The organism is Frankia sp. Mgl5 (assembly GCF_023242985.1).
GTDB lineage: Bacteria > Actinomycetota > Actinomycetes > Frankiales > Frankiaceae > Parafrankia > Parafrankia soli.
Window position 1 is genome coordinate 39,208 of the sequence record NZ_JALKFY010000826.1, and the last position, 24,779, is coordinate 63,986.

Consider the following 24,779-nt stretch of genomic DNA (forward strand, 5'->3'; position numbering starts at 1 on the left):
CATATTCCCGGCGCACATTCCGGGTGGTGCGCCCTGGTGTACGGACGCTTCCGGTCAGGCGGATCCGACGAGGAGCGAGTACGTGCCGGAACTCACCAACCAATGGCCGTCGACGCGGACGGCTTCCACGTCCCGGCTGATCCGGTACCCCCATTTCCTGCCGAGTTCGGGGTCGGTGTGAGTGAGGATGATGGTCGCCTGGACCCGGCTGCCGCCTGTCCGTCTGATGTTCTCGATCTTTACCTTGAGATTTCCGACGACACCCGGATAACGCTGAATGAACCTCCGTGCGATGTCGCGGTACCGCTCGCCGTTCTGGACGTAGGCCAACCCGTCGTCGACGTTGCCGTCCCCGTCGAATGCCTCGGTGAACGCCTTCGTGATCTCGTCCACGGTGGCCTGGTCCGGCGACGCGGGGGCGGCTGGCGCGCCGGTTGCTGCGCCGGCCGGTGGAACGCCCGGTTGCGCGGTCGTGCCGGTGGCCGGTCCGGGGAGCGCGCTTCCGGCCGCCGGTGTGATGACGTTCAGCCCACGGTCGGAAGGGAGGTGCCTTTCGACGGCCAGGCCGCCGATGATCACCGAGCTCGTGGCCAGCGCCGCCGCTACGAGCACGAGTGCTTTGCGCCGTCCTCGCTGATGACGCGGCGGAACCGGTGCGCACACCCTGACGGTCAGGTCGGCCGGTGCCACGACGGACCGTGTGGCCCGGTCGAGCAGTTCGCGCAGCGTCTGTTCGAAGGCCAGATCAGATGCGGAGGTATACCCGGACCCGGACCCGGAATCGGGGCCGGAATCGGGGCCGGGGTAAGCGTTGTCGGCCGGCATCAACGCCTCCTCTCGATTCGGACGCGGACATCCCCCAGATGCTGGCTCCCACGCAGCCGGGCCAGCGCCCGCGACGCGTGGGTCTTCACCGAGCCGACGCTGCATCCGAGGATCTCGGCCACCGCGGCTTCCGGCAGGTCGTCGAAGTAACGCAGGACGACCACCGCGCGTTGCCGTTTCGGTAGTTCGCGCAGGGCCCTCAGCACCTGGTCCCGCATCGCCAGATCCGGCATGCCGTCCGCACCGGCCCGTTCGGCCGCCGCGTCCAACGGCTCCTCCCGGAACTGTCGCGACCGCCACCGGCTCGAGGCCGCGTTCACCAGCACACGGCGGACATAGGCCTCCGGAGCGATGATGCGTTCCCTGCCCCAGCGCTGGTAGGTGCGCTCCAGGGCACCCTGGAGCAGGTCCTCGGCCGCGTGGCGGTTACCGGTCAGCAGAAAGGCCGTCCTCATCAGACGGTCGGCCGAGGCAGTGACGAAATCCTCGAACGACTCGTGGGACGCCTCGTCCATCCAATGCCCCCATTGATTGGCCCGCGCCGCCCAGCACCGCTGCGTGCACGTCGATGGGGCGGCGGCCCGCCATGACACGAGCCGCCGCCCCGCTGGGCGCGCCGAGGCCGAGAGTCGGGGGGGGGGGGGGGGGGGCGCCGGGCGCCCCCGCCCCGCGGCCCGGCGGGCCCCCCCCCCCCCCCCCCCCCCCCCCCCCCCCCCCCGGCCGGGCTGGCAGTCACTGGCTCCGGCGGCGCGGCGCCCCCGGCCGCGCGGCTTCCGGGGAGCCGCCGGTCGACGGGCTACGCGGGAGCGCTGCCGAGCAGGGACGCGAGCCCCAGCACGCTGTGGTAGGTCTCCTCCGAGACCTTCCACGAGCCGTGAGTGAAGACCGCCTCACCGGTGCTGCCGATGGAACCGGACCGGCCCTGGTAGGTGTAGGCGACCGTGAACCTGACCGAGGCGTGGTCCTGCGCCCAGAAGTAGATCTGGTTGACGGTGACCCGCGCGGTCAGCCCCGGGTAGGTGGTGCGGAACTTCTCCAGCACGCCGACCAGGCGCTGGCCGTTCTCCACGGCGGCCAGCGGCACCCGCGGCGGAGCCTCGGAGCTGTTGAGGCCGACCGCGAACGCGACGCGGATCAGCGGCTCCGACAGCCTCTGCCAGGCCGTCGGCGTCGGCGCCGGGCCGACGGTGAGCGACTCGGCGATGCGGAGCAGGTCGGCCTCGGGCAGCAGGCCCGGCGGGGTGGTCCCGTTCTCACCGACCCGGCCGCTTACGGTCAGCACGACGGACGGGTCGCCTTCCACCCAGGTCATCTCGGAGATACCGCCGCCGCTGGCCAGCAGGGTGACAGCCTCGGTGTCCCGCAGCGCGACCCGTCCACGCTGGCTGCTGGGGTAGTACTGCGCGTAGGCGTTGGCCACGTCATCGAGCGTCGCCTCGGGCGTATCCCGCTGGACTGTCAGTCGAATGCTGGTGCCGCCGCCCTCGAACGTGCCGATGATGACTTCGCTCTCGATCCGGGTGCTCGGCACCGCGCTGGTGAAGCTGACGCCGCTGGGCAGCCAGCCAACCCGCACCCCGTCCACACTCGGAGCCGGCTTCCCACCGCCACCGCTTCCCGGGCCGCCTCCCGGGCCGGCGGCGGTCGCCGGGCCGGCGACCGCCACGGTCACGAGCCCGGTCAGGGCCAGTGCCGTCAGCCTGCCGAGGGTGCGGGACAGCCGACGTGCAGTGGGACGCCGCCGGGATCCATGGGATCCCTCCTGGCTGGTCCCTCGCGCCGCGTCATCCGGAGGGACCGTTCGCTTCGAAAGGATGGTGGAAGGGCCGTCGGAACAATCCGTCATTGACGCTCCTGCTCTGGTAGGCGCTGGCCACGGCGGCGCCGCGCGCCGAGATAGCCCAGCTGCCGTTCGGGTGTTTTCCACCTCTTAAGAGCGACGGTTGACGTAATTAGGTTGACGCGTTCGACCAAACCTTTCCCCAACACCCAGCGCCACTACGCAACAACTCGACAACCGCAAGGGTGCTCCCGGTTACGCAAGGTTCACCCCCCACGCGTGGGTCAGGCGTCGTCACCGAGATCGTCCCGTCAGCGGGTGGTCCTTAGGCGAAATCCGGGCGCGCAGACGGAAGGCGGAGGGACACGCCATTGACACTGCCGTACCCGTGAGCTGCGCCTTAGCGTGATCCGGGGTGTTCTGGGCGGGGCGCCGCAGCTCGGCGGGGACCGGGCAGCACTGTTTCCCGGCACCGCACTCGGGATCATGTCGGAGAATTGTCCGTGGGGCCGTACACCCGGCGCGGGCGAGCCAGCGCCGGTTACCACAGTTCCAAGCCCCAAGCCCGGAGTATCGGCTCACCGGACCGGCAGAACCAACGGATCACATGACTCAAGCGAGGGCATCCGCCGGCGTCTGCGACCGGTAAGGTTTCCGGCCGGCGCCGACCGAACGCAGCGACCGCCGGGCAGAGATCGCCGTGGGCAAACCCCCATGAGGCGCGGGCGACGACACGCCGATACGGAGCGAGCAGCGCCATGACCGTGTCAGCACCGAGCACACCCTGTCCAGCCGGTCCGTAGCGGAGGATGCGCTGACGCCTTGGTCTCCGCCATGAGCTCGGGCCGGCCCCAGTTGACGCCTGCGGCGAGCGCGGTGCCACGAAGCGCAGAAGCCCGAAAGCAGGAGACCCTGGTCAGACGCCTGGTCAGTCGGCCGGTAGGCGTCGATGACCGCGGTGGACTGGCCGTGCAAGCCACGTTCTCCGCCATACTGACCTGCGTCATCCACGGTGGCTTCGTGGCCCACCCGCACGCACCACGCACCACGCACCACATGATTTCCTGCACGGCGTGGACGGGGCGCTCGTGGTCGCGGTCGAACCGTCGATCTCCAGGGAGAGCATGTGATCAAGATCGTGTCCCTCATGAGCCGCAGGCCAGACCTCACGATGAACGAGTTCGTCGCCTACTACGAGGAAAAACACGTTCCCCTGGTGAGCAGCCTGCTGCCCTTCCATTCTGACTACCGGCGCAACTTCGCGGTGGAGGGCGCCGAGCACCGGACCGGTCACATGGCCCCAGGTCGCGCCACGGAGCGTCTGTTCGACGTCATGACCGAGCTGACCTATGAGAACGAGGAAATGTACCGGAAGGTGGTCGACGCCCTCGCCGGCATGGAGGTCGGGCGGATCATCGCCGAGGACGAGGCCCGGTTCGTCGACCGCTCATCCATTCGCACCTACATCGTCGACGAGCGCCGATGACGACGCCGGGAGCACCCACCGCATACCCGCCGGTCGAGGTTCTCAAATGTGGGCTGGTAGAGCTATGTCGACGGCCCGGGCCGTCGACGACCTCGGTCCCAGACCGCCTGCAGGCCGTCCGGGTCGAGGTCGACCTTCGTCAGGTATCCGATGGCACCGCACTCGGTCGCCACGTCGGCGTAGTGGTCGGCGTCGTACGACGACATCAGGACCACTGAACTCACCGCGCCGGACACCCGCAGCAGCCGGGTCGCCGCGAGGCCGTCCATGCCCGGCAGGTTGACATCCATCGGCACCAGGTCGGGTGCGAGCGCGGCGACCGCGGCGATCGACTCCTCGGCGGTCTCGGAGGTCCCCGGTTTCGTCCGGGCCGACGCCCCATCCGGAGCCGGTGACACGGTCGAGGCCCACGTGACCTCGATCTTCACGAAGCTGGACCTGACGCCGGGCGACCGCGAACACCGACGCGTGCTCGCCGTCCCACGCTTCCTGCGCGCCTAGGTCCCACGCCAGCCAGGTGCCCGCATCCGTCCGCCGGTACAGCGGCACCCCGCTGTGGTGGCGGTTCAGGCCGGAACGCCGGAGGAGCGCTTGACCAGGGCGTCGAAGGTCCGGTCGGGCAGGATCCTGCTGAGGAGGATGAGCGGGCGGGCACCGAAGCCGACGCGGTAGCGGGTGCGGGGTCGGCGGGCGGTGGCCGCCCTGGTGACGGCTTTGGCGATGACGCTGGTCGGTGAGGTCATCCGCGCGTCAGGGCGTGAGCTGGACTCCAGCGACGCGGCCATGGCGTTCGCCTGCTCGGCGTACGGCCCCTGGCCGGAGGTGGTACGTAGCTTCTCGGCAGCGATCGCGCCCCACTCGGTCCGGATCGAGCCCGGCTCGATGAGCAGGACAGCGATGCCGAACCGCTTGAGCTCCAGGCGCAACGCGTCGCTGAGTCCTTCGACGGCGTACTTACTGGCGTGGTACCACGCACCCATGGGTGTGGCGAACCGTCCGCCCATGGAGCTGATGTTGATGATGGTGCCACTGTGCTGGGCCCGCATGGCTGGCAGCACCAGCTGAGTCAGATGGGCCAGACCGAACAGGTTGACCTCGATCTGCGCGCGGGCCTCGCGCATCGGGACGTCTTCCAGCGCGCCGTATGAGCCGTACCCGGCATTGTTGACAAGAACGTCGATGCGGCCTTCGGCGGCGAGGATCTCGGCGACCGCGTTCTTGGCCGAAGTCTCATCGGTGACGTCGAGCGAGAGCGTACGTACACCCGAGGCCGCCAGCGCCGTCATCCGGTCGGCTCGGCGAGCAGCGCCGTAAACGATGAAGCCGGCCTCATGGAGTTGCCGGGCGGTGGCCTCGCCTATGCCGGAGGAGGCACCGGTTACCAGAGCTACCTTCTTGATCATGTCAGTTCCTTTCGTGGTGCCGCGCTCCGGCCAGGCCGGGGGCGCTGCCTGAGCAGGTACTGGCCGACGCCCGACGATCCGGGAAGCATCTATCAGACCATCGGTCTCTACCGTAAGAGACCGGCGGTCTCCAGTCAAGAGACCGGCGGTCTTCTAGAATGGGTGGCGTGACAGCCTTCCAACGCGCCAGGAGCGAGGAGCAGCGCACCGTGCGGCGGCAGAGCATCCTCCAGACCGCCGCCGCGATGCTCGACGAGATGCCCGTCGCGGCGCTGAGCCTGAACGAGCTGAGCCGCCGCGTCGGCCTGGCGAAGTCCAACGTGCTGCGCTACTTCGAGTCGCGCGAGGCCGTGCTCCTCGACCTCCTCGACCACGCCGCCGCCGAGTTCCTGACGGAGATCGACGAGGCACTACAGTCGAACGTCGACCCGGCCGCCCCGCCGCACAGCAGAGCTCAATCCGTGGCCAGCACACTCGCCACCTCGTTCGCGACTCATCCGACGCTCTGCGAACTACTCAGCGCACAGGCCGGAGTGCTGGAGCGCAACGTCTCCATCGAGGTCGCGACCCGGTACAAGCAGGGCGCACGCGACAGCCTGGTCGGACTCGCCACGCTCCTCCGACACCTGCTCCCCGAGCTCAGGGAAGAACGCTCCACCCGCGCAGCCAGCATGATCATCGTTCTCGTGGGAGCCCTGTGGACCCGCAGTCATCCCACCCCCGCCGTCCTCGCCGCCTACGCCGCCGATCCGAGCCTGGCGTTCATGTATGTCCCCTTCGCCGAGGCACTTGAGCAAGCAGTCGCGACCTTCCTGGTCGGCATGCTGATCGAGGGCACCCACACTCCATAACAGCCGATTCCGAATGACAGCCGATTCCGAAGGCAGTGCCGCGTTCGGAGGGCCGGTAACCCAGCGGGCGTCTCACCCGAGACTGGCGCAGAGGGGCGCGCGCCAGGCCGACCTCCCCCGAGGCAGAGACCGGAATTCTGGTCTCTGCAGACGCTGCCGCTGACGGCTCGCCGGCCGGCCCGTGCTCGCCGACGTCGGCACTGAGATCTCGCCCGCCCTCGCCTGGAGCGCCCTTCCCGCCGGGACGACGGACCTGGTCCTCGTAATCGAAGACCTCGACACCCCAGACGCCGCACCCGGCATTCACACGGTCGCTACCCGGCCACGGGCCGCACCGCTACCGCTTCCACCTCTACGCCCTCGACAACCGCGTCGATTTCGCCGAGGTCACCGACCTCGAACATCTGCCGTCAGCCCTCGCACGACACGTCCTGGCATCCGGAACGCTCACCGGCACGCGGACGTCCTGACCGCCCGCGACGGAGCGCTCGCCACCAACGTGAATACGGGCAGCGGGTCAGGCATCTGACCGATCTTCTCGGTAGGCGTCGATAGCGGAACGCGGGGTGCAGGGCAGTATTCGGGGACCGCGGGTCGGATCGAAAACTGGCGGATTGGCGTGTTCGCGGCCTATGTCTCCGGGAGGGGGCGAGTGCTGGTAGGCCAGCCACCCTGCCCCCCTTTGGCCCTGCCTGCTGTCCGATGACCGGCGGATGGGGACCGCGAAGGGTGGCCGGCGTACCGGTGCGGTCACGTGCATCGACCGCATCCACGGAGTGCGGCCTCAAGACTAGCGCCACACACGCGCCCGCGGGACTGGATCCCGCCGAACGGACATCTGGTCGACGTGATCCGATCGCGGTCGAACGCAGCGCGATCCACCGGCGCCTTCTTCCGCCGCCCCGCCCCCACCCGCACCGCACCGCGCGGCTGCGGCTGCGGCTGGTGTTGCGTACCGCCCGCCGGAAAGACGCCGGCATCGGGCAGTCGGTGCAGCAGTCACCTCCGGCAGCACTGGAGCAGCTCCGCGGCATGCTCGCCGCCTGCGACACCAGCACTCGCGGAGTCCGCGACCGCGCCCTGCTGCTCTTGAGCAGCGGCGTCCCGCTGTGGGCGGCCATCGGGATCTGCCCGCTGGCGGCCGCGGACGCCGCCCACTCATGGCCTCTCGTCACGTAGCGTGCTGGCGACGGGGACGCGACAGCCTCGCCAGGGCCGCCTTCAAGCGGCACTCGCAGGACGGGGCGTCGGTCCTTCGGTGCTACGGGTGCGGGATCCTCGCGCCCTCCCAGCAGGTCCGAACGGGGGACCGATGAGAAACGGCGGCGGCACCGGTCTGATGACAGTCCGCCAGGTGCCTGCGACCGCAGCAAGGGAGAGCAACCCGTGAGACCGCTCCGATACTCGATCAACATCACCCTCGACGGTTGCTGCGACCACCGGGTGGGGATCGCGGACGACGAGTCGCATCGCTACTGGGCCGCCAGTCTGGAACGAGCCGATGCCCTTCTCTTCGGCCGGGTGACCTACGAGATGATGGAGGCTGCGTGGCGGCTGCCGGCGACGGGAACGTGGCCCGACTGGATGGCTGACTGGATGGTCCCCTTCGCCCGGACGATCGACGGGGCGAAGAAGTACGTCGTGTCGGGCACCCTGGACCGGGTCGACTGGAACGCGGAGCTCGTGCGGGGTGACCTGAGGAACGCTGTTCAGCAGCTCAAGCAGGAGCCTGGAAGAGGCCTGTTCGTGGGAGGCGTGACCCTCCCGCTGGCCCTGGCGGATCTGGGATTGATCGATGAGTACGAGTTTGTCGTGCAGCCCATCCTGGCGGGCCACGGGCCGACATTGTTCGCCGGCCTGAGCGAGCGCCTCGAGCTGAAGCTCGTGGAGCGCCAGGAGTTCCGGTCGGGGGCGCTCGCGCTGCGATACCAGCCCAGTCAGGTCCCGGCCTGAAGGTCGGCTGCCCCTGGGCACGCGGGCCTGGCAACTGCGCCACAACGCCGAGGTCGACACAGGCGTGCCCTCGCTGGACCCGATCAGCCCGGAGAGCGCACCACCGCGAACCGGTCCGCCCGCGCATCCCCGCGGGCTGTCAGACGCCGCGCTCGACGCCTGAACGGCCGGCGCGGTATAGGCATCGACGACCACGGTGAACCGACCGTTCAGGCGCACCGGGGGGCTTGCGCCAAGACCCGGGTTGCGCCGCAGAACAGCCGGCCGGGGCCAGAAGTCGCAGACAGCGGAAACAGGGGTCGCGAAATGCGCGTGTTGTTGTCGACGTATGGGTCACGCGGGGACGTGGAGCCGCTGGTGGGACTCGCGGTACGGCTGCGGGCGGTCGGCGCGGAGGTACGAATGTGCGCACCGCCCGACAAGGAGTTCGCGCAGCGGCTGGCCGACGTCGGCGTGCCGCTGGTGCCGGTCGGCCCGCCGATGGGCTCGATGGTGCGGCCGTCATCGGCGGGAGCGGCGTCCCGGCGGGTGTCTGAGCTGGCCGGGCTGTTCGACTCGGTCGCCGCGGCCGCCGGGGGATGTGACGCGCTTCTGGCGACCGGGTTGGCGCACTTCGCGTCGCGGTCGGTGGCCGAGAAGCTGGGCATCCCTTACGTGTACGCGACCTTCTGCCCGTTCCTGCTGCCGTCGCCGCATCACGCGCCGCCGCTGGTGCTGCCGGGTGAGTCGTTCCCACCGGGGGTGACTGACAACCGGGTGCTGTGGGAGCTGAACGCGCAGAGCTTCAACGCGCTGCACGGCGAGGCGCTCAACGCCCACCGGGCCTCGGTCGGTCTGCCGCCGGTGGACGACGTCCGCACTTTCATCTTCACCGACCATCCGTGGCTGGCTACGGATCCCGCCCTCGGCCCGTGGCAGGAGACGGCGGACCTCGACGTCGTACGCACCGGGGCGTGGATCCTGCCGGACGAGCGCCCGCTCCCGGCCGAGCTGGTGGCGTTCCTGGACGCCGGCCCACCACCGGTGTACGCCGGCTTCGGCAGCATGCGCACCGTCTCGGCGGACATCGCCCGGGTGGCCATCGAAGCGATCCGCGCGCAGGGCCGCCGGGCAGTCGTCGGGCGCGGCTGGGCGGGCCTGGCCCTGATCGACGATGGGGACGACTGCCTCGTCGTCGGCGAGGTCAACCAGCAGGCGCTGTTCAGCCGGGTGGACGCTGTCGTGCACCACGGCGGCGCGGGTACGACGACGACGGCCGCTCGGGCCGGCGTTCCTCAGGTGGTGGTACCCCAGGCGGGTGACCAGCTGTACTGGGCTGGCCGGGTAGCGGCCCTGGGTATCGGCGCGGCACACGACGGTCCGACTCCGACCACCGAGTCCCTGTCCGCCGCGCTCAGCACCGCTCTGGCCCCCGAGACCCGCGCACACGCGACAACCCTGGGCGGCACGGTTCGGAGCGACGGGGCGACCGTGGCCGCAGCGCTGCTACTCGAAGCAGTCAGCCGAGAATCGAAGACCAGACACCTCCGCTCAGAGAAGGAGATCGGCCGAGGTCATGCGGCGCCGGTTCGGCGCCGCCGACCACCTGAGGACCACCGGTCAGACGCCTGACCGGTCGGCCCGGTAAGCATTGATGGCCACGGTGAACTGGCCGTTCATTCCACGTTCTCCGCCGTGCTGAGCAGCGAAGACGCCGATCAGCCGCGAGCGGAAGCGCGCCAGTTCACCGTGGTGCCTTCGATCTTCCGGCGGCGTTGTCCGGCGGCCATCTCCACCTGGAGAACATCGGGCCGCTGCACGCGGGCTCGCGGCCTTCCTGACAGATATCACGCCCTGGCGAGAAAGGATCATCCAGCGGGTTCGGTCACGTCCGCGGCGGTGAGACGTCCGGCGATCTCGTCGGGCTGCCAGACGCCGTGGGCGCCGGGCAGCCCGGCCAGGTAGGCGGCGATCCGCGCTGGCGGCCAGCCGTTGGCCTCGCGCAACCCGGCCGCCAGCGTGTCCAGGTAGGCCCCGGAAGGAGCGGTGAGAGCGGCGTCAGCCAGTGCCCACGGGGCGGTGAACGTCAGCAACGGCACCGGACCCCAGTGGCCGACGAGCAGCACCGTCTCGTACCGGCCGGGCCCGAGAACGGCCCGGCCGGCGCCGAGCAGGGCGGTCAGATCGAGGTCGCCGCCGGGTTCCCGGTGCATCTCCTGCGCCGCGATGTCGACGAACTGCTGGCGGCTGAGCAGGTACGCGCGGGCCGCTGCCAGACCGGGCACCGCCGGGTCGTAGAACGCCATCCCACCACCCCAAACCTTCGACTCCAGGGCGAAGTACACCGATCCCGGCAGCAGGAGCGGCGCGGTGGCACGCGGCAGACGACGGTCGCGGCAACCCGGGTAGACGTGGGTCGTGCCCGGTATCGTCCCGCCCGCCAGGTAGTAGGCCAGCCGCGACAACCGCAGGTTCGACCCGTAGCTGACATACCAGACCAGTGGCGTGCCCGCCCGATCCACCGCCACCTCGGCCTCCTCGACCACCGCTCGCCGCCCGGCTGGCGTCCACGCCCGTCCCATCCTGGACCGTCGACAGTTCTCACCCCCGAAGCAGCCGGCGGTCTCGCCGCGCGCCCGCCGGGCGTCGTGAACCGCCGAGACCGCCGCCGCGCTGGCGTGGGTCCCGAGGGCCGGCAGGCGGAGTTGACCTACTCCGTCATGACGCCGCGCCGCACCGCATGAGCGTCGTCGACCAGTGCCCATGCGGCTCCCACCGGGAGTACGCGGAGTGCTGCAAGCCTTTCCACCTCGGGAGCCCGGCGCCGACCGCCGAGGCGCTCATGCGATCCCGCTACAGCGCCTTCGCCCGCGGCCTCGCGCCGTACCTGCTGCACACCTGGCATCCCGCAACGCGCCCCAACCGCCTCGACCTGGACGCCGGTACGACCTGGCGCGCCCTGCAGATCGTCGACACCGTGAACGGCGGCCCAGACGACGACACCGGCGTCGTGGAATTCCGCGCGATCGCACGCGCGGCGGACGGCGAGCGCCGCGTGCAGCACGAACGCAGCACGTTCACGCGGATCGACGGCCGCTGGCTCTACGTGGATGCCGGGACGGGACCACTGGTCCGCAACCGGTGATCCTGTAGCCGTCCCCGGCCCAGCTCGCCAGAGTCTCCACCCCGGTAAGGATGCCAGCCGCCTCCAGCAGAACGCGCCGCCGGCGGGATGAGCACGGCCGTCTGGCCAGCACCGCACCACCATGACAAACCGGCCCCGGTCCTCCATCGCTCCCGTGGAGCTGACAGTCGCCATGTGGATCTGACGGGTAGCGCTGCTCGCGGGCGGCTCACGGTGGTGACCGGCGGATGGATCGTCTGATAGCGGGTTCCGATCCGCCGAGCCTGAAGCCCGGCTCACGGGCAGGCTGCGGTGGGCAAGGGTCCAGCCCATTCCCCTCGCCCGGGTGATCGGCTGACGTCCGTCGCGCGAGGGTGCTGCCGGCGGCTTCGGGATAGCGGGCGAGTCGCGACGCGAGGAGACATCAAGGGCGATGCCTGCCCCCGACCCGGTCCAGACGGTCTTCGACATGCTCAGGCCCGAGAACCGCGCCAACCCGTACCCCTACTACCGTGCTGCCCGCGAACTGGGTCCACTCGTCCCGACCCCACTCGGCGCTCACCTGGTCACCGGGCACGACGACTGCATGACGGTCCTGAGCGACCCCCGGTGGGGCCACGGATACTCCGAGGGGATCAGCCCCATCCGGCCAGGTGTCGCGGCCGAGGACATCCCGGGTTCCTTCATCCGGATGGACCCACCGGACCACACACGCCTGCGCGGGCTGGTCAGCAAGGCGTTCACTCCGCGGGAGGTGGCCCGGCTCCGCCCGCTTGTCGAACGGACCGCCGAACGCGCGGTGGCCAGGGCCCTCGCCGCCGCCGAGTTCGACCTCGTCGCCGATCTCGCCGTGGTCGTGCCCATCACAGTGATCTGTGAGCTGCTCGGCGCTCCGATCGAGGACCACCCGCGCTTCGACGCCTGGGTCCGGGCGCTGGCCAGGGGCCTCGACCCGGATCCGCTGCTCTCCGCGGACGAGCTACACGGCCGGGAGACCGCCGCGGCGGCGTTCTCCGACTACTTCCGCGGGCTGGTCACCAAACGCCGCGCCCGGCCCGGACCGGATCTGATCAGCCGACTGGCCGCGATCGACGATGCCGGGGACCGACTCACCGAGACGGAACTGCTGGACATCTGCGTGCTGCTGCTCTTCGGCGGCTACGAGACGACGGTGCACATGACCGGCAACATGGTGCTGGCGCTCAGCCGTCATCCCGACCAGCTCAACCTGCTGCGCGAACGGCCTGACCTGGTCCCCGCGGCCGTGGATGAGCTGCTCCGTTTCGATCCGCCGGTACAGTTCACCAACCGGGTCGCGCTCCAGGAGCGGCGCCTGGCCGGCCAGGTCTTCGTCCGCGGTGAGGCCGTCGTCATCCTCGTCGCCGGCGCCAACAGGGACCCACGGGTGTTCCCCGACCCGGACCGGCTGGACCTGACCCGCTTCGCCGGTCCCGGACCGGCTCCTCGCCACCTGGCGTTCGGGCTCGGCACCCACTTCTGCCTCGGAGCACAGCTCGCCAGGCTGGAGCTTGAGATCGTCCTGGCAACGCTGCTACGCCACGCGCCGGGCTTTACCGTGCTGGATCCGGAGCCGAGCTACCGCGAAACCCTGACCATCCGCGGCCTGCGGAGCCTGCGGGTCCGGTTGAACGGCGCACGGACCTGGGGTTAGCCCTAGCCCGATATGAGGCCATGGAACGAGACCATCCGGATTCCGACGGCCATCGGCCCCGATGTACCCGCAGTATGATCGAACACCTGTCCGTATCTCCCCGACGGCTACTGTGCGGCATCCATCTGCACGCGGGCCAGGCCGACGGCGGCGGGCCGATCACCCCTCGCCACCCGGGGCCTGGGACGCCGACCTTTGAGGCCCGCTCCCCGGCGGCAGTCGCCATGAACGCGCCCGATGGGCCATGATCACGGTCCACAAAAAGTCCGCAGGACGCCGTAGAACCGCACGATCAGCGTCACCCCGTGAACTCTAGAAACCGCTGGTACTACTGGGTTTCCCGCCTGTCTGCACGGAACGCATCCACTACTACAGTGAACTGGCCGTTCAATCCACGTTCTCCGCTGTGCCGAGCTGCGAAGGCGCTGATCCACCTGAAGCGGAAACGCGCCAGTTCACCGTGGTGTTATCGATCTTTCGTCCACGTCGTCAGCCGGGCCGAACGGTGGACGGTCGACGCGGAGCGCGGCCGCTCCGCGTTCGGAGACGGCGCCGGGCTCGACGGAACGGTCCGCTGCCGCGCAGGAGCCGACCGGACAGGATGGTCGGAGCGACGACCCCCATCGGATCAGCCGGTAGAGGATCCCGCCGTGGGCCGCCATATCGCTCTTCCAGGTCACTACCCGGAGCTTACGTTCGAAGCATCCGTCGCCAGACTTGATCCATATGGCGGACGCCGGCTACTCGCTGTCGCGGCGAGCGGCGGGCCAGCGCTGCACGCGCAGGTCGTCGTCGCCGGCTGGGTGTTCTCCCGCGGTCTTGAACGGACACTTCTTGTCCGGCACCCACGGTTCGGATGGCTGAGCCCGGGCGGGCGCCTGGAAGAAGGCGAGACTCCCCGGGAGGGCGCCCTCCGAGAGGTGACCGAGGAGACCGGAATCAATGCGGATCTGCTGGTCCGCGAACCCGCCGCGGTTCTCGGGGATGACCAGCATGCCTGCGGCCGTATCTATGGCTTGGCCTACGCCTTGACGGCGAACCCCGCCGAGCCGCTGCGGCCTGAACCGGGGCAGCCTGCCACCTGGTTCCACCTCAAGGACCTACCACCCTCGTATTACCCGCTCGATCACCCGACGCTGCTGGCCTTCGCCAGAGACCTGAGGTGCTGAGCAGCCACCGAGTCGCCACCATCTTGAAGATCAAGATTGACGGCCCGCAAAGCCTGCCATGCCATGGGGCACGCCTTCGGGGTTCCGCCACCTCCACACCCCTCCTTGATCGCGGGCGACGCCGAAGCGTGGACCACGGGGCATCACCGTGCACGTCCGCCAGGCCAACATCCTCCCTCCCGGAGACTAGAATTCTGGTCTATGCAGACGCTGCCGCTGTCCGACGTCAAGGCCCGACTGTCCGAGATCGCCGACGAGGTCGACCGGATGCACGAGCGCGTACACATCACCCGTAACGGCCGCGACTTCGTCGTTCTCATGGCCGCCGAGGACCTGGAGCGACTCGAGGAGACCATCGCGATCCTGAGCGACCCGCTGACGATGCACCAGCTCGCCGAGTCGGACGCCGAGCTTGCCCGCGGCGAGGTCGTGACAGCGGAGGAGATCGCCGAGGACATGAGACGCCGGTTCGGCGCAGCATGACCGACGCTGTCGACCGTTATGTCCTCCAGACGTCGCCAGCGGCCTGCCACGCACTCAACAAGAGCCTCCCCCGCACCGTCGCCGCAGCGGTCTACGAACTGGTCACCGGACCACTCCTGGACGCCCCCTACCGGGTCGGGAAACGACTCATACCGCCACTCGACGACCGGTTCAGCGCGCGACGCGGGACCTACCGGGTCATCTACCGCATTGACGACAAGGCCATGACCGTCACGGTCGTCGCCATCGACCACCATCGCGACGTCTACCACCGCTGACAGAACGCTGCGACGGCGCCCCTTTCTCCCTCGGAGGCGAGCTGCCACAACATGGGCGACCTCGGCGGCAAGGGACGGAGACGGCCCAACCGGGCGCGAAGGGCCGGGTTCCGGTCCGCTGAGCACGAAAATCGGTAAACCTATCTGGCCACAGCACTAGCCGGAATCCCTCCGGCTTCTATCGATGATTGACATCGCGAGAAGAACGCGATCGCGAACATCTCGCCCGTCGTCGTGTAGGAGACCTTCCAAGCGGCGATAGCCAAGATCAGCCGTCCACTCGAGCGAGACCTCTAGAATTTTCAGCTGCTCACCCTCTGGCACACTCGCCAGCACATCGACAATTCTCCGCCGCAACTGGAGGCTCGGCGCGCGCATATAGTCGATCATCATCTTTTTTGCATGACCACGGACGCTCGATGTCACCCTTAAGGTGATCAATACGCCGACAAGGAGGACGGAACCCATGATGATCACAGCAGTTGTGTAGCCGGCATATATTCCCACTAGATACAGAGCCAGACCGGCGACCAAAACGACGACTAAAACAGGTCCACCGTGGGACGCCACAGCACGATACCATGCCCGCATCCGTCGCACCGTTCACCCCCTTCAGAAAAGCGCAGCGCCAGCCGTTACAACGATCACAACCACCGATAGCGCCATCAGATTCGACGCAAGTATCCCCCGATATTTGTGATAGTTTCCAGAGGAATCAGTCCCGTACCATCGAAGGTAGTTGGGAATTCCGAGGGTAACAAATATTGGAATGAACACGAGAAGCGCGATTTGCAATGGCCCAATACCGTCTCCCCCGCTACCACCCTCAATGGCAAAAACAGTGAAAGCAATCAAGGCATTGATGATCCAGTCAACCCAGAGGACGCCGTCGTCCCACTCGAAAACTGGTGCCGCCGGCGATCCGTGCTTGATGGAGAGCCTTAATGCCCAGGCAACGAGCGACGCGGCGAGCAGAACGGCGAGCGAGATTCCAAGCCTTTTCCCTAGCCCAGGGCTTGACTCTCCGCTGCCAGCCCTTACGCTTTCTGCTGCGATGTAGATAACGTGAGTACTCACCAATCGGCACCCCCCGACGCCAGGTCACACTAGATATCAGCTAGTCCCACTACGACTTATAAGAACGATCATACGCGCGTCCCTCCTCGGTACCGCGCATACCCTGTTGACGCGGGACGCGGCAGCCCGTCGATCAGCGGCTCATAGCCGGACACCAGGACATCCCGAACGGAGGCGTTCATGAGGCTGCGGAGGCGGTCACACTTCTCAGCCGAGATCTCCGGCCTGTTTCGCCTGACCGCGGCAAGCATCTCATCGAGGATCTCATTGGTCCACTTCGCCTGGACCAGGCCCGACTGCGCGATCCGGATCAGCAGATCGCGCAGGGTGTTCGGGTAGAGCACGTTGGCGTCGTAGACCACCGTGAAGGCCATCGGTCAGGACAACCCCAGTTCCTGGGTCAGCGCGGTCAGGTCGTCGGCCGCACCCCTGCGCTCCAGGTCGTCGCGGCTCCGGTACTCGTGGAGGTCGCGGAACCTGACCCGGCGATGGGTACCGACCAGACGGAACGGGATCTCACCGGCCTCCAACAGCTTGATCAGATGGGGCCGGGACACGTTCAGGAAGTCAGCTGCCTGCTGCGTGGTCAGCTCGGCGGAGTCAGGCGTGACGTTGACGCTCTCCCCCTGTGCCAGAAGCAGGAGAATCCTGGCGAGCAGGACGGTCGCCTCCCGCGGGACCACCAGGGCGTCATCGCCCGCCAGTTCCCCCCTGATCGTGTCCTGATCAGCACCTGGGTGCGTCGTGAGGTACTCACTGATACGTCGCGCCGCCCGCCGAGCAAGCTCCGCACCAGAGTCCCGCCGCGCCGCGGCGTCGTCCACCAGGCCGGGCATCCGCACCACCCCACCAACATCCATGACCCTCGTCCGCTGATCCCAGCGACTCCAACCGCATCATCCGCAACAAACGCAATATCTGCAAGTCCCGTGTGCGTAGGCCGACACCCACCGTGCCTACGGCCTGGGCGGCTAACGCCCCCTGGAGCGGGACTCTCTCGTCCACGGCCACGCCGCACCCCCGAGCCCCCCACGCTCCCGCGTTCGGCGAGGCGCTCCCACCCCTGCCACCGCGAGGTCGCGCCAACGCCAATTCACCGCCGTCCGAGCGCTGTGCCACGCCACTTCAGATCATCAGAGCGGCACAACCACTGGTCAGACGCCTGACCGGTCGGCACGGTAGGCGTCGATGACCACGGTGAACTGGCCGTTCATTTGACGTTATCCGCTGTGCTGAGCTGCAAAGAGTCTGATCCGGCGCGAGCGGAAGTGCGCCAGTTTACCGTGGTGCAGTCGATCTTCCCATCGCCACGTAATCGATCTTCTACCCGCAGGCTGTCCCGCGACAGGACGAAGACGAGAAAAGCGACACCGCCCGGCCCTCGACCCGAGCTCGCGATCGTACGCCCGACACCCCGTCGCGACCGACGATCACTACCCGTGATCGTCGCGACAGCCGCCGGGGACCACCCTCGGGGCAGCGCGCATGTCGACGGGGCGAGCGATCCTGGACGCTCCGCTCCACCTCCGAGCGGAGCCAGTCCCCAGGTGGAGGGGCGAGGGCTGGGGCTAGTGATCTACCTCGCCGTCCTGGGATCAGCGAGCCCCTACTTAACTTCTGAGTTAAGCTGTTGCAGTGTCGCGCTGGGAAGTGCTCTTGGTCGACGATGTCGCCGCATGGTTCGTTGACCTGACCAAGAACGATCCCCGCTCGGCCGACCTCGTTGAAGACGCGATCGATCGGCTTGCGGCTACGGGCCCGACGCTCGGCCGGCCGTTGGTGGATCGGATCAAGGGTTCGCGTCACCACAACATGAAGGAGCTGCGGCCGGCTTCGACGGGCCGCAGCGAGATCCGGATCCTGTTCGCGTTCGACCCGGTCCGCCGGGCGGTGCTGGTGGTAGCCGGGGACAAGTCCGGCGACTGGCAGCGTTGGTACGAGACAGCCATACCCCAGGCCGACGAACGCTATGACCTCCATCTGGCCGAACTCGACGGGAGGGAATACCGGTGACAGCACTGAGATGGGAAGACGTCAAGCGCCAAGCCGAGCAGGCACGGACCGCTGCGGGCCACCCGCTCCGCAGCGACGCCGACCGCGAGGCAGGGCAGCGCCGCCTCGACGACGAGATCCACGCCTACCGGCTGGCCGAGGTGCGGCGCAGCCGTACCCTGACCCAACGTGAAGTCGCCGCGACGATGGGCGTCTCCGGCCCCCGCGTCTCGGACGTGGAACGGGGCAAGCTCGACGTGGTCTCCGTGTCAGTTCTGCGCGCCTACGTCGAGGCCCTCGGCGGGAGACTGAAGGTCACTGCCGAGTTCGACGACTCGAGCTACACCGTCGCCTGACCGCCACCCGCCCGACGGGGCCCTGCCGCCAGCCGGCCACGGCAGGGCCCGTTTGTCTGGCAGTACCAATCATGATCATAATCCGCAAGAAGTCCGCTGGACGACGTAAAACCGCGTGATCCCACTTAACACCATGACACCAGGAATCACTGGTACTACTGGGTTTCTCGTCTGTCGGCACGATAAGCATCGATGACCACGGTGAACTGGCCGTTCATTGCACGTTCTCCGCTGTGCTGACCTGCGAAGACACTGATCCGGCATGAGCGAAAGCGCGCCAGTTTACCGTGACGTAAAAGATCTTCTTTCGGCGCGGCCTCGCCCGTCGAGATCAGCGCCCGATCGGCCATGCACGGCGCCTACGGGCATCACGCCGCAGCGCACCCGCGAGCCTCGCCAGACCCTCGACCCGACTGTCCGCGACATCAGCGGCAGAGATTCGTCCGCTGGTGTCCGCCGGTGCCCATGGCCGCCCGTCGGCCCGACTGTCAACTCGACCGTCAGCGCAGCCCTCCGCGGAGCGTCGACATGGAGTTGATGTATAGGCCGAGCTATAGTTGATCCGTGTCGACGGAGCCACCCCAACGATGGAGGATCAAGGTCACCTCCGAGGTGCGGGAGTGGTTGCATGTGCTCCGCCGGTCGGACCCGGCTACCTACCGATCGGTCAACATCGCGATCGACATGCTTGCAGAGATCGGTCCCGGACTCGGGCGGCCCCTCGTCGATACCCTGCAAGGATCGACAATCAAGAACCTCAAAGAGCTGCGGCCGAGATCGGGCCGTGACGTCGCAATCCGTGTGATCTTCGTCTTCGACCCGTGGTCGCAGGCGGTGCTGCTGGTTGCCGGCAACAAGGCCGGCGACTGGTCGCGGTGGTACAGGACGGCGATCCCCACGGCAGAGGTTGCCTACGGCGAATGGCTGGCCTTCGAGAGGAAACGGCGGGAGAGCTCATGACCGAGTTCCACGACTGGGACGACATCCGCGCCGACCTGCACGACGGCGACGACGAGGCGCTGGCGGCCGAGCGTGGGCGCACCGAGGCCTGGATCAGCGCGTTCCATCTGGCCGAGGAACGCAAGCGGCTGGGGTTGACCCAGCGTGAGGTGGCCGAGCTGATGGGTGTCTCTCCGGGCCGGGTGAGTCAGATCGAGAACGGTGACCTCGACGCGAACGAGGTCGCGACGTTGAGCCGGTACGCCCGGGCGCTCGGTGCCCGCTTGCGGATCATCTTCGACTACGGTAACGATCTCCGCCAGATCGCCTGACTGTCCGCGGCTCGGCTGCACATCGCGATGGCCACGCTCGGCCGGCGAGGGTGGCCGCGGGAGCTGGCACAACGATCCATGATCACGATCCACGAAAAGTCCGTCGGACGCCGTAAAACCGCACGATCAGACGTGACCCTGTGAACGCCAGAAAGCACTGTTACTACTGGGTTTCTCGCCTATCCGCGCGGAACGCATCCACCACCACGGTGAACTGGCCGTTCATTTGACGTTTTCCGCTGTGCTGAGCTGCGAAGAGACACGTCGGGCGTGAACGAAACCCCACCAGTTTACCGTGATGTAGCCGACCTTCCATGCTAGATCTACGCCGGACAATGGTCGACTCCTCGGACATTTACGCATTAGGGGGCCCAAGAGGCTCCGAGGCCGGTCAACCGCGCCCACCGCGACGGCAGACACCGTGTGATCACCGACGCGAGTGGGTACTGCTTGCCGCCCTGACCGCCGGCGGGAACCCCACGACGTCACCCAGCTCATCCCGCCTGTAGAAGCGACTCCGCCGATCCGCGGCCGGCGAGGACGGCCACGCACCTGCTCGCCGGCAGGGCCTACGACCACGCGAGATGCTGGCGGATACTCGCAGCCCGGGGCATCACCCCGATCACGCCTGGCGCGGCAAACCCCACGGCTCCGGTCTGAGTCGTCAACGCTGGCCGGTGGAGCGCACGTTCATTGGCTGCGCCAGTTCAGCCGGCTACGCACCCGCTGGGAGCACCGCGTCGACATCCACCAGGCATTCCTCGGCCTCGCCTGCTCGATCACCTGCCTGCGGAAACTCAAAGGACCATTCTGAAATCAACTTAGAGTGATGGCCCGACCGTTGCGAGAGCAGCTTGGCCCGTGGTACCTAAGTCGAAGAGCTAGAAAGTCTTACCCAGTCGAAGGGGCTGGCGCTATTCCAGAGAGCCTCCGCTTCACCTCTGAAGCATTCAAACCATTCATACTCGCGAGCGCCTACAACAAAGATTGGCCTAGACTCTCGAGTTCCGTCAGAGCTGTAGAGTTGAACACAAATCGACGCCTCACGAGAGGAAATATCGAGGTAGTTTATCGAATATTTAAGGGCTGTCGCCGTCGTTCGAACCTCAAGATTTCCTTCCCGCCGAGCCAAAGCCATCAATTGTCGAAGGGTGTACCAAATTCGATGACGAATCTCATTAATATAGTCCCGGTCAACTCCCATTCCACTGTTATGCGAAGCGATGGCCGCATCTTCAGCGTCCGGGTCAGTAAGCAGCACCCTAATCTTGCCACCGTTTTCGAGGATGCGCGCCATCGAAACACTGGAGACGAGGATCGTTCGGCTGAGCGTCACACCAATCAGAAGCGAGTTTGCACTTGAATTCCTGCGCTCCGTCAGTCCAGACGGGAAGTCCGAGAGAAACTCGACCACTCCCTGCCGATGACGCCGCACATCTTGAGAAGCTAGGATTCTGGTCCTGAGAAAAGATATTGACAGAGTAGCCAGTACCGCGAGAATCAGGCTGTCTACCTTGTTTTCCGGGATGATGTCTAGCGCAGATAGGAGGCCCACCGATACGGCGACCGTGGCCGTCAATAGAATATCTATATTCTCCAGCACGAAGGCCCTGGCCGCGTATACCCTCATATCTCCCCCACTCTCGCCTGAATTTAGAGTTCGGCTAACATGCAAACTCGAAGGTCGGGATCGCGGTCACGTCGGTCGGCGCTACACCCGCTGTCCGATGACCGAACGTGACGCCCCTGGGAGGTTCATAGGTGCCGCCCGTTAGCAGGATGAGTGCTAACGTTAGCATCCCCGTATAGTAACCTAGAGTGCCTTTGACCTGCGGGTTAGCGTGTTAGCGCGCCACTCTCCAAATCAACAAAACCCCCGAAAACGGGGCCCCTGGCCCCTCCCTCGTGCGACGGCGCGCTGCACGAGCATCCCGCAACCATCGCCAATTGGTCACTCATAGTGATTTCAAAGCTCCCGCTAGCTCAGACGCCGAGTTCGGATCGGCTTCGGTCCAGGGAGTTCCCCGACGGCAGCAGCAACCGAGCTAGTCCTGACGTTTGGCACGGGCCGAGCGGCGGCCACAAGTCGGCCCGGCACCTGGCCTGCTGCCACTTCGTGCGCGGCCCGGCCGCTTGGCCACCGGCTACATCAGCGGCCCAGTCGTCGCCAATCATCTGGCGCTTCCGTGGAGCCTCATCCAGTCGCCGCGACTTATCGCGAAAACGTGATGGTCTGAGCCGTGCAGGAACTCGGTGCGGGCAAGCCTCATTCCCAGTCGCTGAGCCACCCGTATGGACGGAACGTTTGCTGGCACAATGGTCGACACCACCTCACGTAAATCGGGCCGGGTGTCGAACACCCAGGTAATGGCGGCTGTAGCTGTTTCGGTCGCATAGCCACGGCCCCACCACGGTCTCCCGAGGAACCACACGGCTTCAACACCTGGCCAGCCTGGTTCGTCCCAGAGGCCGGCTCGGCCGACAAGGTCACCGGTGGCGTTCTCGATGACGGACCAGGGACCGATGCCAGTGAGTGCCCAGCATCCGATGTTGCTGGCCATGGCGTGCCAGATTCCGTCCGGGGTCGGCGACGAGCCGCCCCCGATATAGCGGGTGAACTCGGGGTCCGACCAGATCTCCAGATACGCGGACACGTCTTCATTGCGGATCGGGCGAAGAGTGAGCCGCGGCGTGGCCAAGGTAGGAATCGTCACTCTGAAACGCTACCCGCAGGCAGGGCCCGGAATTCTTCGATGAACGTGGTGACCTCCGGCAGGCGGCGCTGCGCCGGGACGAACGCTCCTGCGCACTGCCGCAGCCTTGCGGCCACCGTGTGCGTCGGCCCTTCGGGAGACGCAGAGAGGACACCGCGCGCGATACGGGCGGCCTCCTCCGGCTCGGCGTCACGACCGCCGGTTAGATGGACGAAGGCCATCGTCATCTGGGCATGCTGTGCTTCCTCGATCGTGAAGTCTCCGCCTCGTTCGCTGTAACCCTCGACAGCGACGGGCCCCCATTCACGCGCCATCCCGGAGTCCCCCAAGGCCACTGCCATGCCGGCCCGGAACATCGCGACCCCGGCTGGTCCGACCGGCGTCTCGCCGGGGCGGGGCGCGAAGGTCCCAGCGCTCCGCTCCATCCGGTCGAGTTCAACATGCGTCGCCTGATAATCGCCGAGCGCCACGAAGGTCCGTGCGCGGTAGGCCGCGATTCGTGCGTCCATGTACGGATCAGACACCTGGCCTACCGCTTGGAGCAGGCCGAGTGCCTTCCCGTAGTCCTGCCGCCAGTACGCGATCGAGGAGCGCAGCGCGGCAATGGACAGGGTCAGCACAGGGTCGCCGACTTCGTCGGCGTAGCGCGCCGCGAGCCCGGCGAAGCGGCGCGCCGATCGCATGTCGTTCGCGTTGAACGCGAGCCTGCCCAGGAAGTACGAGAACTGGCCGCCCAGGGCAGTCACCCGTGGCCGGACCTGCGGAGTGAGCGGGCCACTCAGAATGTCGCGGATCTGGCGCCACCGCCCGCCGACCTCCGGCAGGAGCGACGTGTGTGGGGCCGACCCGTAGACGCGAGCGATCTCATCGGCGTCCGCTTCGAGTTCGTCGAGGGTCGTGTGGGCGACGGCCGTGTCCATGCGCTCCTGCGTGGTGAGAGCCAGCGCCGACAACGTGCCGAGTTCGATCACCTGACGTCTGTCCGTCTCGGTCACCTCCCCGTCCGACTCTGCGTGGTCTGGCCCTGGTCTGTCCATCCCCGCGGTGGCCGTGAGTTCGGTCAGCCGTACCGCCTTCTGCGCGGCTCGGATCCGCTCGCCCAGGTCGGCCAGCTCGGTGCCCGACCCGAACACGCGGTCATACGCCCGAAGCACTTCGCGGGTGGGCAGCCGTCCGCTGTTGCGGATGGCCGAGACGTTCTTCCGGTCGTGCGCGGTCCGTCGCTCAAGCTCGGTGCCTGACAGCCCGCTCTCCGCCTGGAGCTGCCGGAACCGTGTGGCGAGCTGCGCCTTCAGGGCCTCGACTCCCTCAGCGTGCACGACGTTTCCCCTCGGCGGTCGGTGCGCCCCGGGTGAGACGTCCTTTCCCACCCCCGGGACTGACGATCTCACCCTTACCGGGCCGAGTCACGCGCTGTGTGATGAGTCGTGCGCGGCGCGATACAGATCGGCCGCTCCCTCTGGACCATGAGGAGCACACGTGACGACATCCGCGGAAACGTCCTCCGGGTTCGTTGGCGGGGCCTCCGCCGCAGGCAGCCAGGCTTGCCGTGACCTGTCGTCGCCGGACCTTCGGAGTCACGATGTCGGGCAGAGTCTGGTGACGGCGGTGGAGAGCGGGCATGTGGCCACAGACGGCTGCTTACCGCCTCTCCCGACCCGATCCCCACACACGCACTGGCCACCGGCGCCAGCTGGCGCCAGACGGCCGAGAACCCGGGTTGTCCGCTCGGCTTCTGAAGCCGACCAGGAAAGGCCGTGGGCCGTCATCGTGCTCGACGGCGACCGCGACGCCATCGAAGCGATCACCGGGTTCAGCTCGCTCGACGCCGCGGATGCCTTCGCCACGCTCGACCCGAAGATCGACCGTTGGGCGGTGGTGCCGTCCCGGCCTGGCGTCCCTGCCCACCCGCCCAGCACCTGACATCGGGCAGGCTCCCGCGCCCCCTCTGCTGCCACTCCACCCGGGCTTCCTCCGTGACCAGCTGCTCGGGTGGGGTGGCCCCTGATCTCCCCCTCCGGTACGAACCCGGCCGGCCGGTACAGACGCCTAACGAAAGGAGCTGCCATGCCCGATCCGCACCCCTCGACGGACCTGGTGCTGTGGCGCGTGCCGAGCACGTCGACACCGAAGGCGGTGGACACGGTGTGTGTCGCCCGTTCAACGCATCTGGTGCTGATCCGCTCGTCGCTCGGCCGTCCGATCGGAGTCACGCATGCCGCGTGGGCGGACTTCGTCGCCGCGGTGAAGGCCGGGGAGTTCGACGACGTCTGATCGTCCCGTCTGCCACCCAGAGTAGTCATCGCCGCGGCGCACAAGTCGCACAGCCGCGTGAGCCGGGAGGGGCCGGCGCAGTGCGATTTTCG

The 24,779-nt window shown here is 67.5% G+C and carries 31 protein-coding genes and 2 pseudogenes; 18 read left to right on the top strand and 15 right to left on the bottom strand.

Going from position 1 to position 24,779, the window contains the following annotated elements; translation table 11 throughout:
• Positions 1-54 precede the first annotated feature (54 nt).
• The 3 genes from MXD62_RS33625 to MXD62_RS33635 form a co-directional block, all read right to left on the bottom strand.
• Positions 55-825: a hypothetical protein gene (locus tag MXD62_RS33625; protein ID WP_248833384.1), complete on the bottom strand. Its 771-nt coding sequence runs from the start codon at positions 823-825 to the stop codon at positions 55-57.
• The gene (locus MXD62_RS33630; protein ID WP_020463251.1) at positions 825-1,340 is read right to left on the bottom strand and encodes a SigE family RNA polymerase sigma factor; all 516 of its coding nucleotides are present in this window, start codon (positions 1,338-1,340) and stop codon (positions 825-827) included. Before MXD62_RS33630 ends, MXD62_RS33625 begins: the two co-directional genes overlap by 1 nt.
• Positions 1,341-1,621: 281 nt before the next feature.
• Positions 1,622-2,401, bottom strand: coding sequence for a hypothetical protein (locus MXD62_RS33635; protein WP_248833385.1), 780 nt, complete (start codon positions 2,399-2,401; stop codon positions 1,622-1,624).
• A 1,351-nt stretch (positions 2,402-3,752) separates the two neighbouring features.
• Between MXD62_RS33635 and MXD62_RS33640 the strand changes: the two genes are divergently transcribed.
• Positions 3,753-4,091, top strand: coding sequence for an EthD domain-containing protein (locus MXD62_RS33640; protein WP_248833386.1), 339 nt, complete (start codon positions 3,753-3,755; stop codon positions 4,089-4,091).
• A 62-nt stretch (positions 4,092-4,153) separates the two neighbouring features.
• Here MXD62_RS33640 and MXD62_RS33645 read toward each other — a convergent pair whose 3' ends face one another.
• Positions 4,154-4,519, bottom strand: a complete 366-nt coding sequence (locus tag MXD62_RS33645) for a response regulator (protein WP_308301368.1) — start codon at positions 4,517-4,519, stop codon at positions 4,154-4,156.
• Between MXD62_RS33645 and MXD62_RS33650 the strand changes: the two are divergent.
• Positions 4,491-4,592: pseudogene (locus MXD62_RS33650) on the top strand (DNA-binding response regulator); the annotation flags it as partial. The gene MXD62_RS33645 and the pseudogene MXD62_RS33650 overlap by 29 nt on opposite strands.
• Before the next feature lie 65 nt (positions 4,593-4,657).
• Here MXD62_RS33650 and MXD62_RS33655 read toward each other — a convergent pair.
• A complete protein-coding gene (locus MXD62_RS33655) occupies positions 4,658-5,494 on the bottom strand; it encodes an oxidoreductase (protein ID WP_248833388.1) in 837 nt (278 codons plus the stop codon).
• Positions 5,495-5,652: 158 nt separating this feature from the next.
• Here MXD62_RS33655 and MXD62_RS33660 point away from each other — a divergent pair, with 158 nt between their 5' ends.
• The 5 genes and pseudogenes from MXD62_RS33660 (at position 5,653) to MXD62_RS33675 (ending at position 9,909) form a co-directional block, all read left to right on the top strand.
• Positions 5,653-6,345, top strand: a complete 693-nt coding sequence (locus tag MXD62_RS33660) for a TetR family transcriptional regulator (RefSeq protein ID WP_248833389.1) — start codon at positions 5,653-5,655, stop codon at positions 6,343-6,345.
• Between the two features lie 181 nt (positions 6,346-6,526).
• Positions 6,527-6,815: pseudogene (locus tag MXD62_RS41115) on the top strand (YbhB/YbcL family Raf kinase inhibitor-like protein).
• Between the two features lie 475 nt (positions 6,816-7,290).
• Positions 7,291-7,524, top strand: a complete 234-nt coding sequence (locus MXD62_RS33665; protein WP_248833390.1) for a hypothetical protein — start codon at positions 7,291-7,293, stop codon at positions 7,522-7,524.
• Positions 7,525-7,731: 207 nt separating this feature from the next.
• A complete protein-coding gene (locus MXD62_RS33670) occupies positions 7,732-8,298 on the top strand; it encodes a dihydrofolate reductase family protein (RefSeq protein ID WP_248833391.1) in 567 nt (188 codons plus the stop codon).
• 306 nt (positions 8,299-8,604) lie between these two features.
• Complete coding sequence (locus tag MXD62_RS33675; RefSeq protein ID WP_251082732.1) at positions 8,605-9,909, top strand: glycosyltransferase; 1,305 nt, start codon at positions 8,605-8,607, stop codon at positions 9,907-9,909.
• A 236-nt stretch (positions 9,910-10,145) separates the two neighbouring features.
• Here the strand turns inward: MXD62_RS33675 and MXD62_RS33680 are convergent, their stop codons facing one another.
• On the bottom strand, positions 10,146-10,859 hold the full coding sequence (locus tag MXD62_RS33680) for a histone deacetylase (RefSeq protein WP_248833393.1): 714 nt from the start codon (positions 10,857-10,859) through the stop codon (positions 10,146-10,148).
• Positions 10,860-11,017: 158 nt separating this feature from the next.
• On the opposite strand from MXD62_RS33680, the gene MXD62_RS33685 reads away from it, so the two are divergent.
• From MXD62_RS33685 to MXD62_RS33705, 5 genes are all read left to right on the top strand, one after another.
• Positions 11,018-11,422 (top strand): YchJ family protein, encoded by a 405-nt coding sequence (locus MXD62_RS33685; protein WP_248833394.1) that lies wholly within the window; start codon positions 11,018-11,020, stop codon positions 11,420-11,422.
• 448 nt (positions 11,423-11,870) lie between these two features.
• Positions 11,871-13,073 (top strand): cytochrome P450, encoded by a 1,203-nt coding sequence (locus MXD62_RS33690; protein WP_248833395.1) that lies wholly within the window; start codon positions 11,871-11,873, stop codon positions 13,071-13,073.
• 803 nt (positions 13,074-13,876) lie between these two features.
• Positions 13,877-14,242, top strand: a complete 366-nt coding sequence (locus MXD62_RS41120; protein WP_368862490.1) for an NUDIX domain-containing protein — start codon at positions 13,877-13,879, stop codon at positions 14,240-14,242.
• 201 nt (positions 14,243-14,443) lie between these two features.
• Entirely contained in the window at positions 14,444-14,725 is a 282-nt protein-coding gene (locus tag MXD62_RS33700; RefSeq protein WP_248833396.1) for a type II toxin-antitoxin system Phd/YefM family antitoxin, read from the top strand.
• Complete coding sequence (locus MXD62_RS33705) at positions 14,722-15,003, top strand: type II toxin-antitoxin system RelE/ParE family toxin (protein WP_248833397.1); 282 nt, start codon at positions 14,722-14,724, stop codon at positions 15,001-15,003. The genes MXD62_RS33700 and MXD62_RS33705 overlap by 4 nt, the downstream gene beginning before the upstream one ends.
• A gap of 156 nt (positions 15,004-15,159) precedes the next feature.
• On the opposite strand, the gene MXD62_RS33710 is transcribed toward MXD62_RS33705, so the two are convergent.
• The 4 genes from MXD62_RS33710 to MXD62_RS33725 all read right to left on the bottom strand — a co-directional run bounded on the left by MXD62_RS33710 (position 15,160) and on the right by MXD62_RS33725 (position 16,916).
• Positions 15,160-15,594 carry a hypothetical protein gene (locus tag MXD62_RS33710; protein ID WP_248833398.1) on the bottom strand — a complete coding sequence of 145 codons (435 nt, stop codon included), beginning with the start codon at positions 15,592-15,594 and terminating at the stop codon, positions 15,160-15,162.
• Positions 15,595-15,615: 21 nt separating this feature from the next.
• Positions 15,616-16,080: a hypothetical protein gene (locus MXD62_RS33715; protein ID WP_248833399.1), complete on the bottom strand. Its 465-nt coding sequence runs from the start codon at positions 16,078-16,080 to the stop codon at positions 15,616-15,618.
• Positions 16,081-16,148: 68 nt separating this feature from the next.
• A complete protein-coding gene (locus tag MXD62_RS33720; protein WP_248833400.1) occupies positions 16,149-16,454 on the bottom strand; it encodes a hypothetical protein in 306 nt (101 codons plus the stop codon).
• Between the two features lie 3 nt (positions 16,455-16,457).
• Positions 16,458-16,916, bottom strand: coding sequence for a helix-turn-helix domain-containing protein (locus MXD62_RS33725; protein ID WP_368862491.1), 459 nt, complete (start codon positions 16,914-16,916; stop codon positions 16,458-16,460).
• A gap of 814 nt (positions 16,917-17,730) precedes the next feature.
• Here MXD62_RS33725 and MXD62_RS33730 point away from each other — a divergent pair.
• Complete coding sequence (locus tag MXD62_RS33730; protein WP_018635322.1) at positions 17,731-18,093, top strand: type II toxin-antitoxin system RelE/ParE family toxin; 363 nt, start codon at positions 17,731-17,733, stop codon at positions 18,091-18,093.
• Positions 18,090-18,428 (top strand): XRE family transcriptional regulator, encoded by a 339-nt coding sequence (locus MXD62_RS33735; RefSeq protein ID WP_248833403.1) that lies wholly within the window; start codon positions 18,090-18,092, stop codon positions 18,426-18,428. Before MXD62_RS33730 ends, MXD62_RS33735 begins: the two co-directional genes overlap by 4 nt.
• A gap of 155 nt (positions 18,429-18,583) precedes the next feature.
• Here the strand turns inward: MXD62_RS33735 and MXD62_RS33740 are convergent, their stop codons facing one another.
• Positions 18,584-18,778, bottom strand: coding sequence for a hypothetical protein (locus tag MXD62_RS33740; RefSeq protein ID WP_248833404.1), 195 nt, complete (start codon positions 18,776-18,778; stop codon positions 18,584-18,586).
• Between the two features lie 214 nt (positions 18,779-18,992).
• On the opposite strand from MXD62_RS33740, the gene MXD62_RS33745 reads away from it, so the two are divergent.
• Entirely contained in the window at positions 18,993-19,388 is a 396-nt protein-coding gene (locus MXD62_RS33745; RefSeq protein ID WP_248833405.1) for a type II toxin-antitoxin system RelE/ParE family toxin, read from the top strand.
• Complete coding sequence (locus MXD62_RS33750; protein WP_020463267.1) at positions 19,385-19,699, top strand: transcriptional regulator; 315 nt, start codon at positions 19,385-19,387, stop codon at positions 19,697-19,699. Before MXD62_RS33745 ends, MXD62_RS33750 begins: the two co-directional genes overlap by 4 nt.
• Before the next feature lie 868 nt (positions 19,700-20,567).
• Here the strand turns inward: MXD62_RS33750 and MXD62_RS33755 are convergent.
• The 4 genes from MXD62_RS33755 to MXD62_RS33765 all read right to left on the bottom strand — a co-directional run bounded on the left by MXD62_RS33755 (position 20,568) and on the right by MXD62_RS33765 (position 23,408).
• Positions 20,568-21,329: a hypothetical protein gene (locus tag MXD62_RS33755; RefSeq protein ID WP_248833406.1), complete on the bottom strand. Its 762-nt coding sequence runs from the start codon at positions 21,327-21,329 to the stop codon at positions 20,568-20,570.
• Positions 21,330-21,682: 353 nt separating this feature from the next.
• Positions 21,683-21,874, bottom strand: coding sequence for a hypothetical protein (locus tag MXD62_RS41125; protein WP_368862489.1), 192 nt, complete (start codon positions 21,872-21,874; stop codon positions 21,683-21,685).
• Positions 21,871-22,413, bottom strand: coding sequence for a GNAT family N-acetyltransferase (locus MXD62_RS33760; protein ID WP_248833407.1), 543 nt, complete (start codon positions 22,411-22,413; stop codon positions 21,871-21,873). The genes MXD62_RS41125 and MXD62_RS33760 overlap by 4 nt, the downstream gene beginning before the upstream one ends.
• On the bottom strand, positions 22,410-23,408 hold the full coding sequence (locus MXD62_RS33765) for a hypothetical protein (RefSeq protein WP_248833408.1): 999 nt from the start codon (positions 23,406-23,408) through the stop codon (positions 22,410-22,412). The genes MXD62_RS33760 and MXD62_RS33765 overlap by 4 nt, the downstream gene beginning before the upstream one ends.
• A gap of 775 nt (positions 23,409-24,183) precedes the next feature.
• Between MXD62_RS33765 and MXD62_RS33770 the strand changes: the two genes are divergently transcribed.
• Positions 24,184-24,336, top strand: coding sequence for a hypothetical protein (locus tag MXD62_RS33770; protein WP_248833409.1), 153 nt, complete (start codon positions 24,184-24,186; stop codon positions 24,334-24,336).
• A 144-nt stretch (positions 24,337-24,480) separates the two neighbouring features.
• Positions 24,481-24,687: a DUF397 domain-containing protein gene (locus MXD62_RS33775; RefSeq protein WP_248833410.1), complete on the top strand. Its 207-nt coding sequence runs from the start codon at positions 24,481-24,483 to the stop codon at positions 24,685-24,687.
• Positions 24,688-24,779 lie beyond the last annotated feature (92 nt).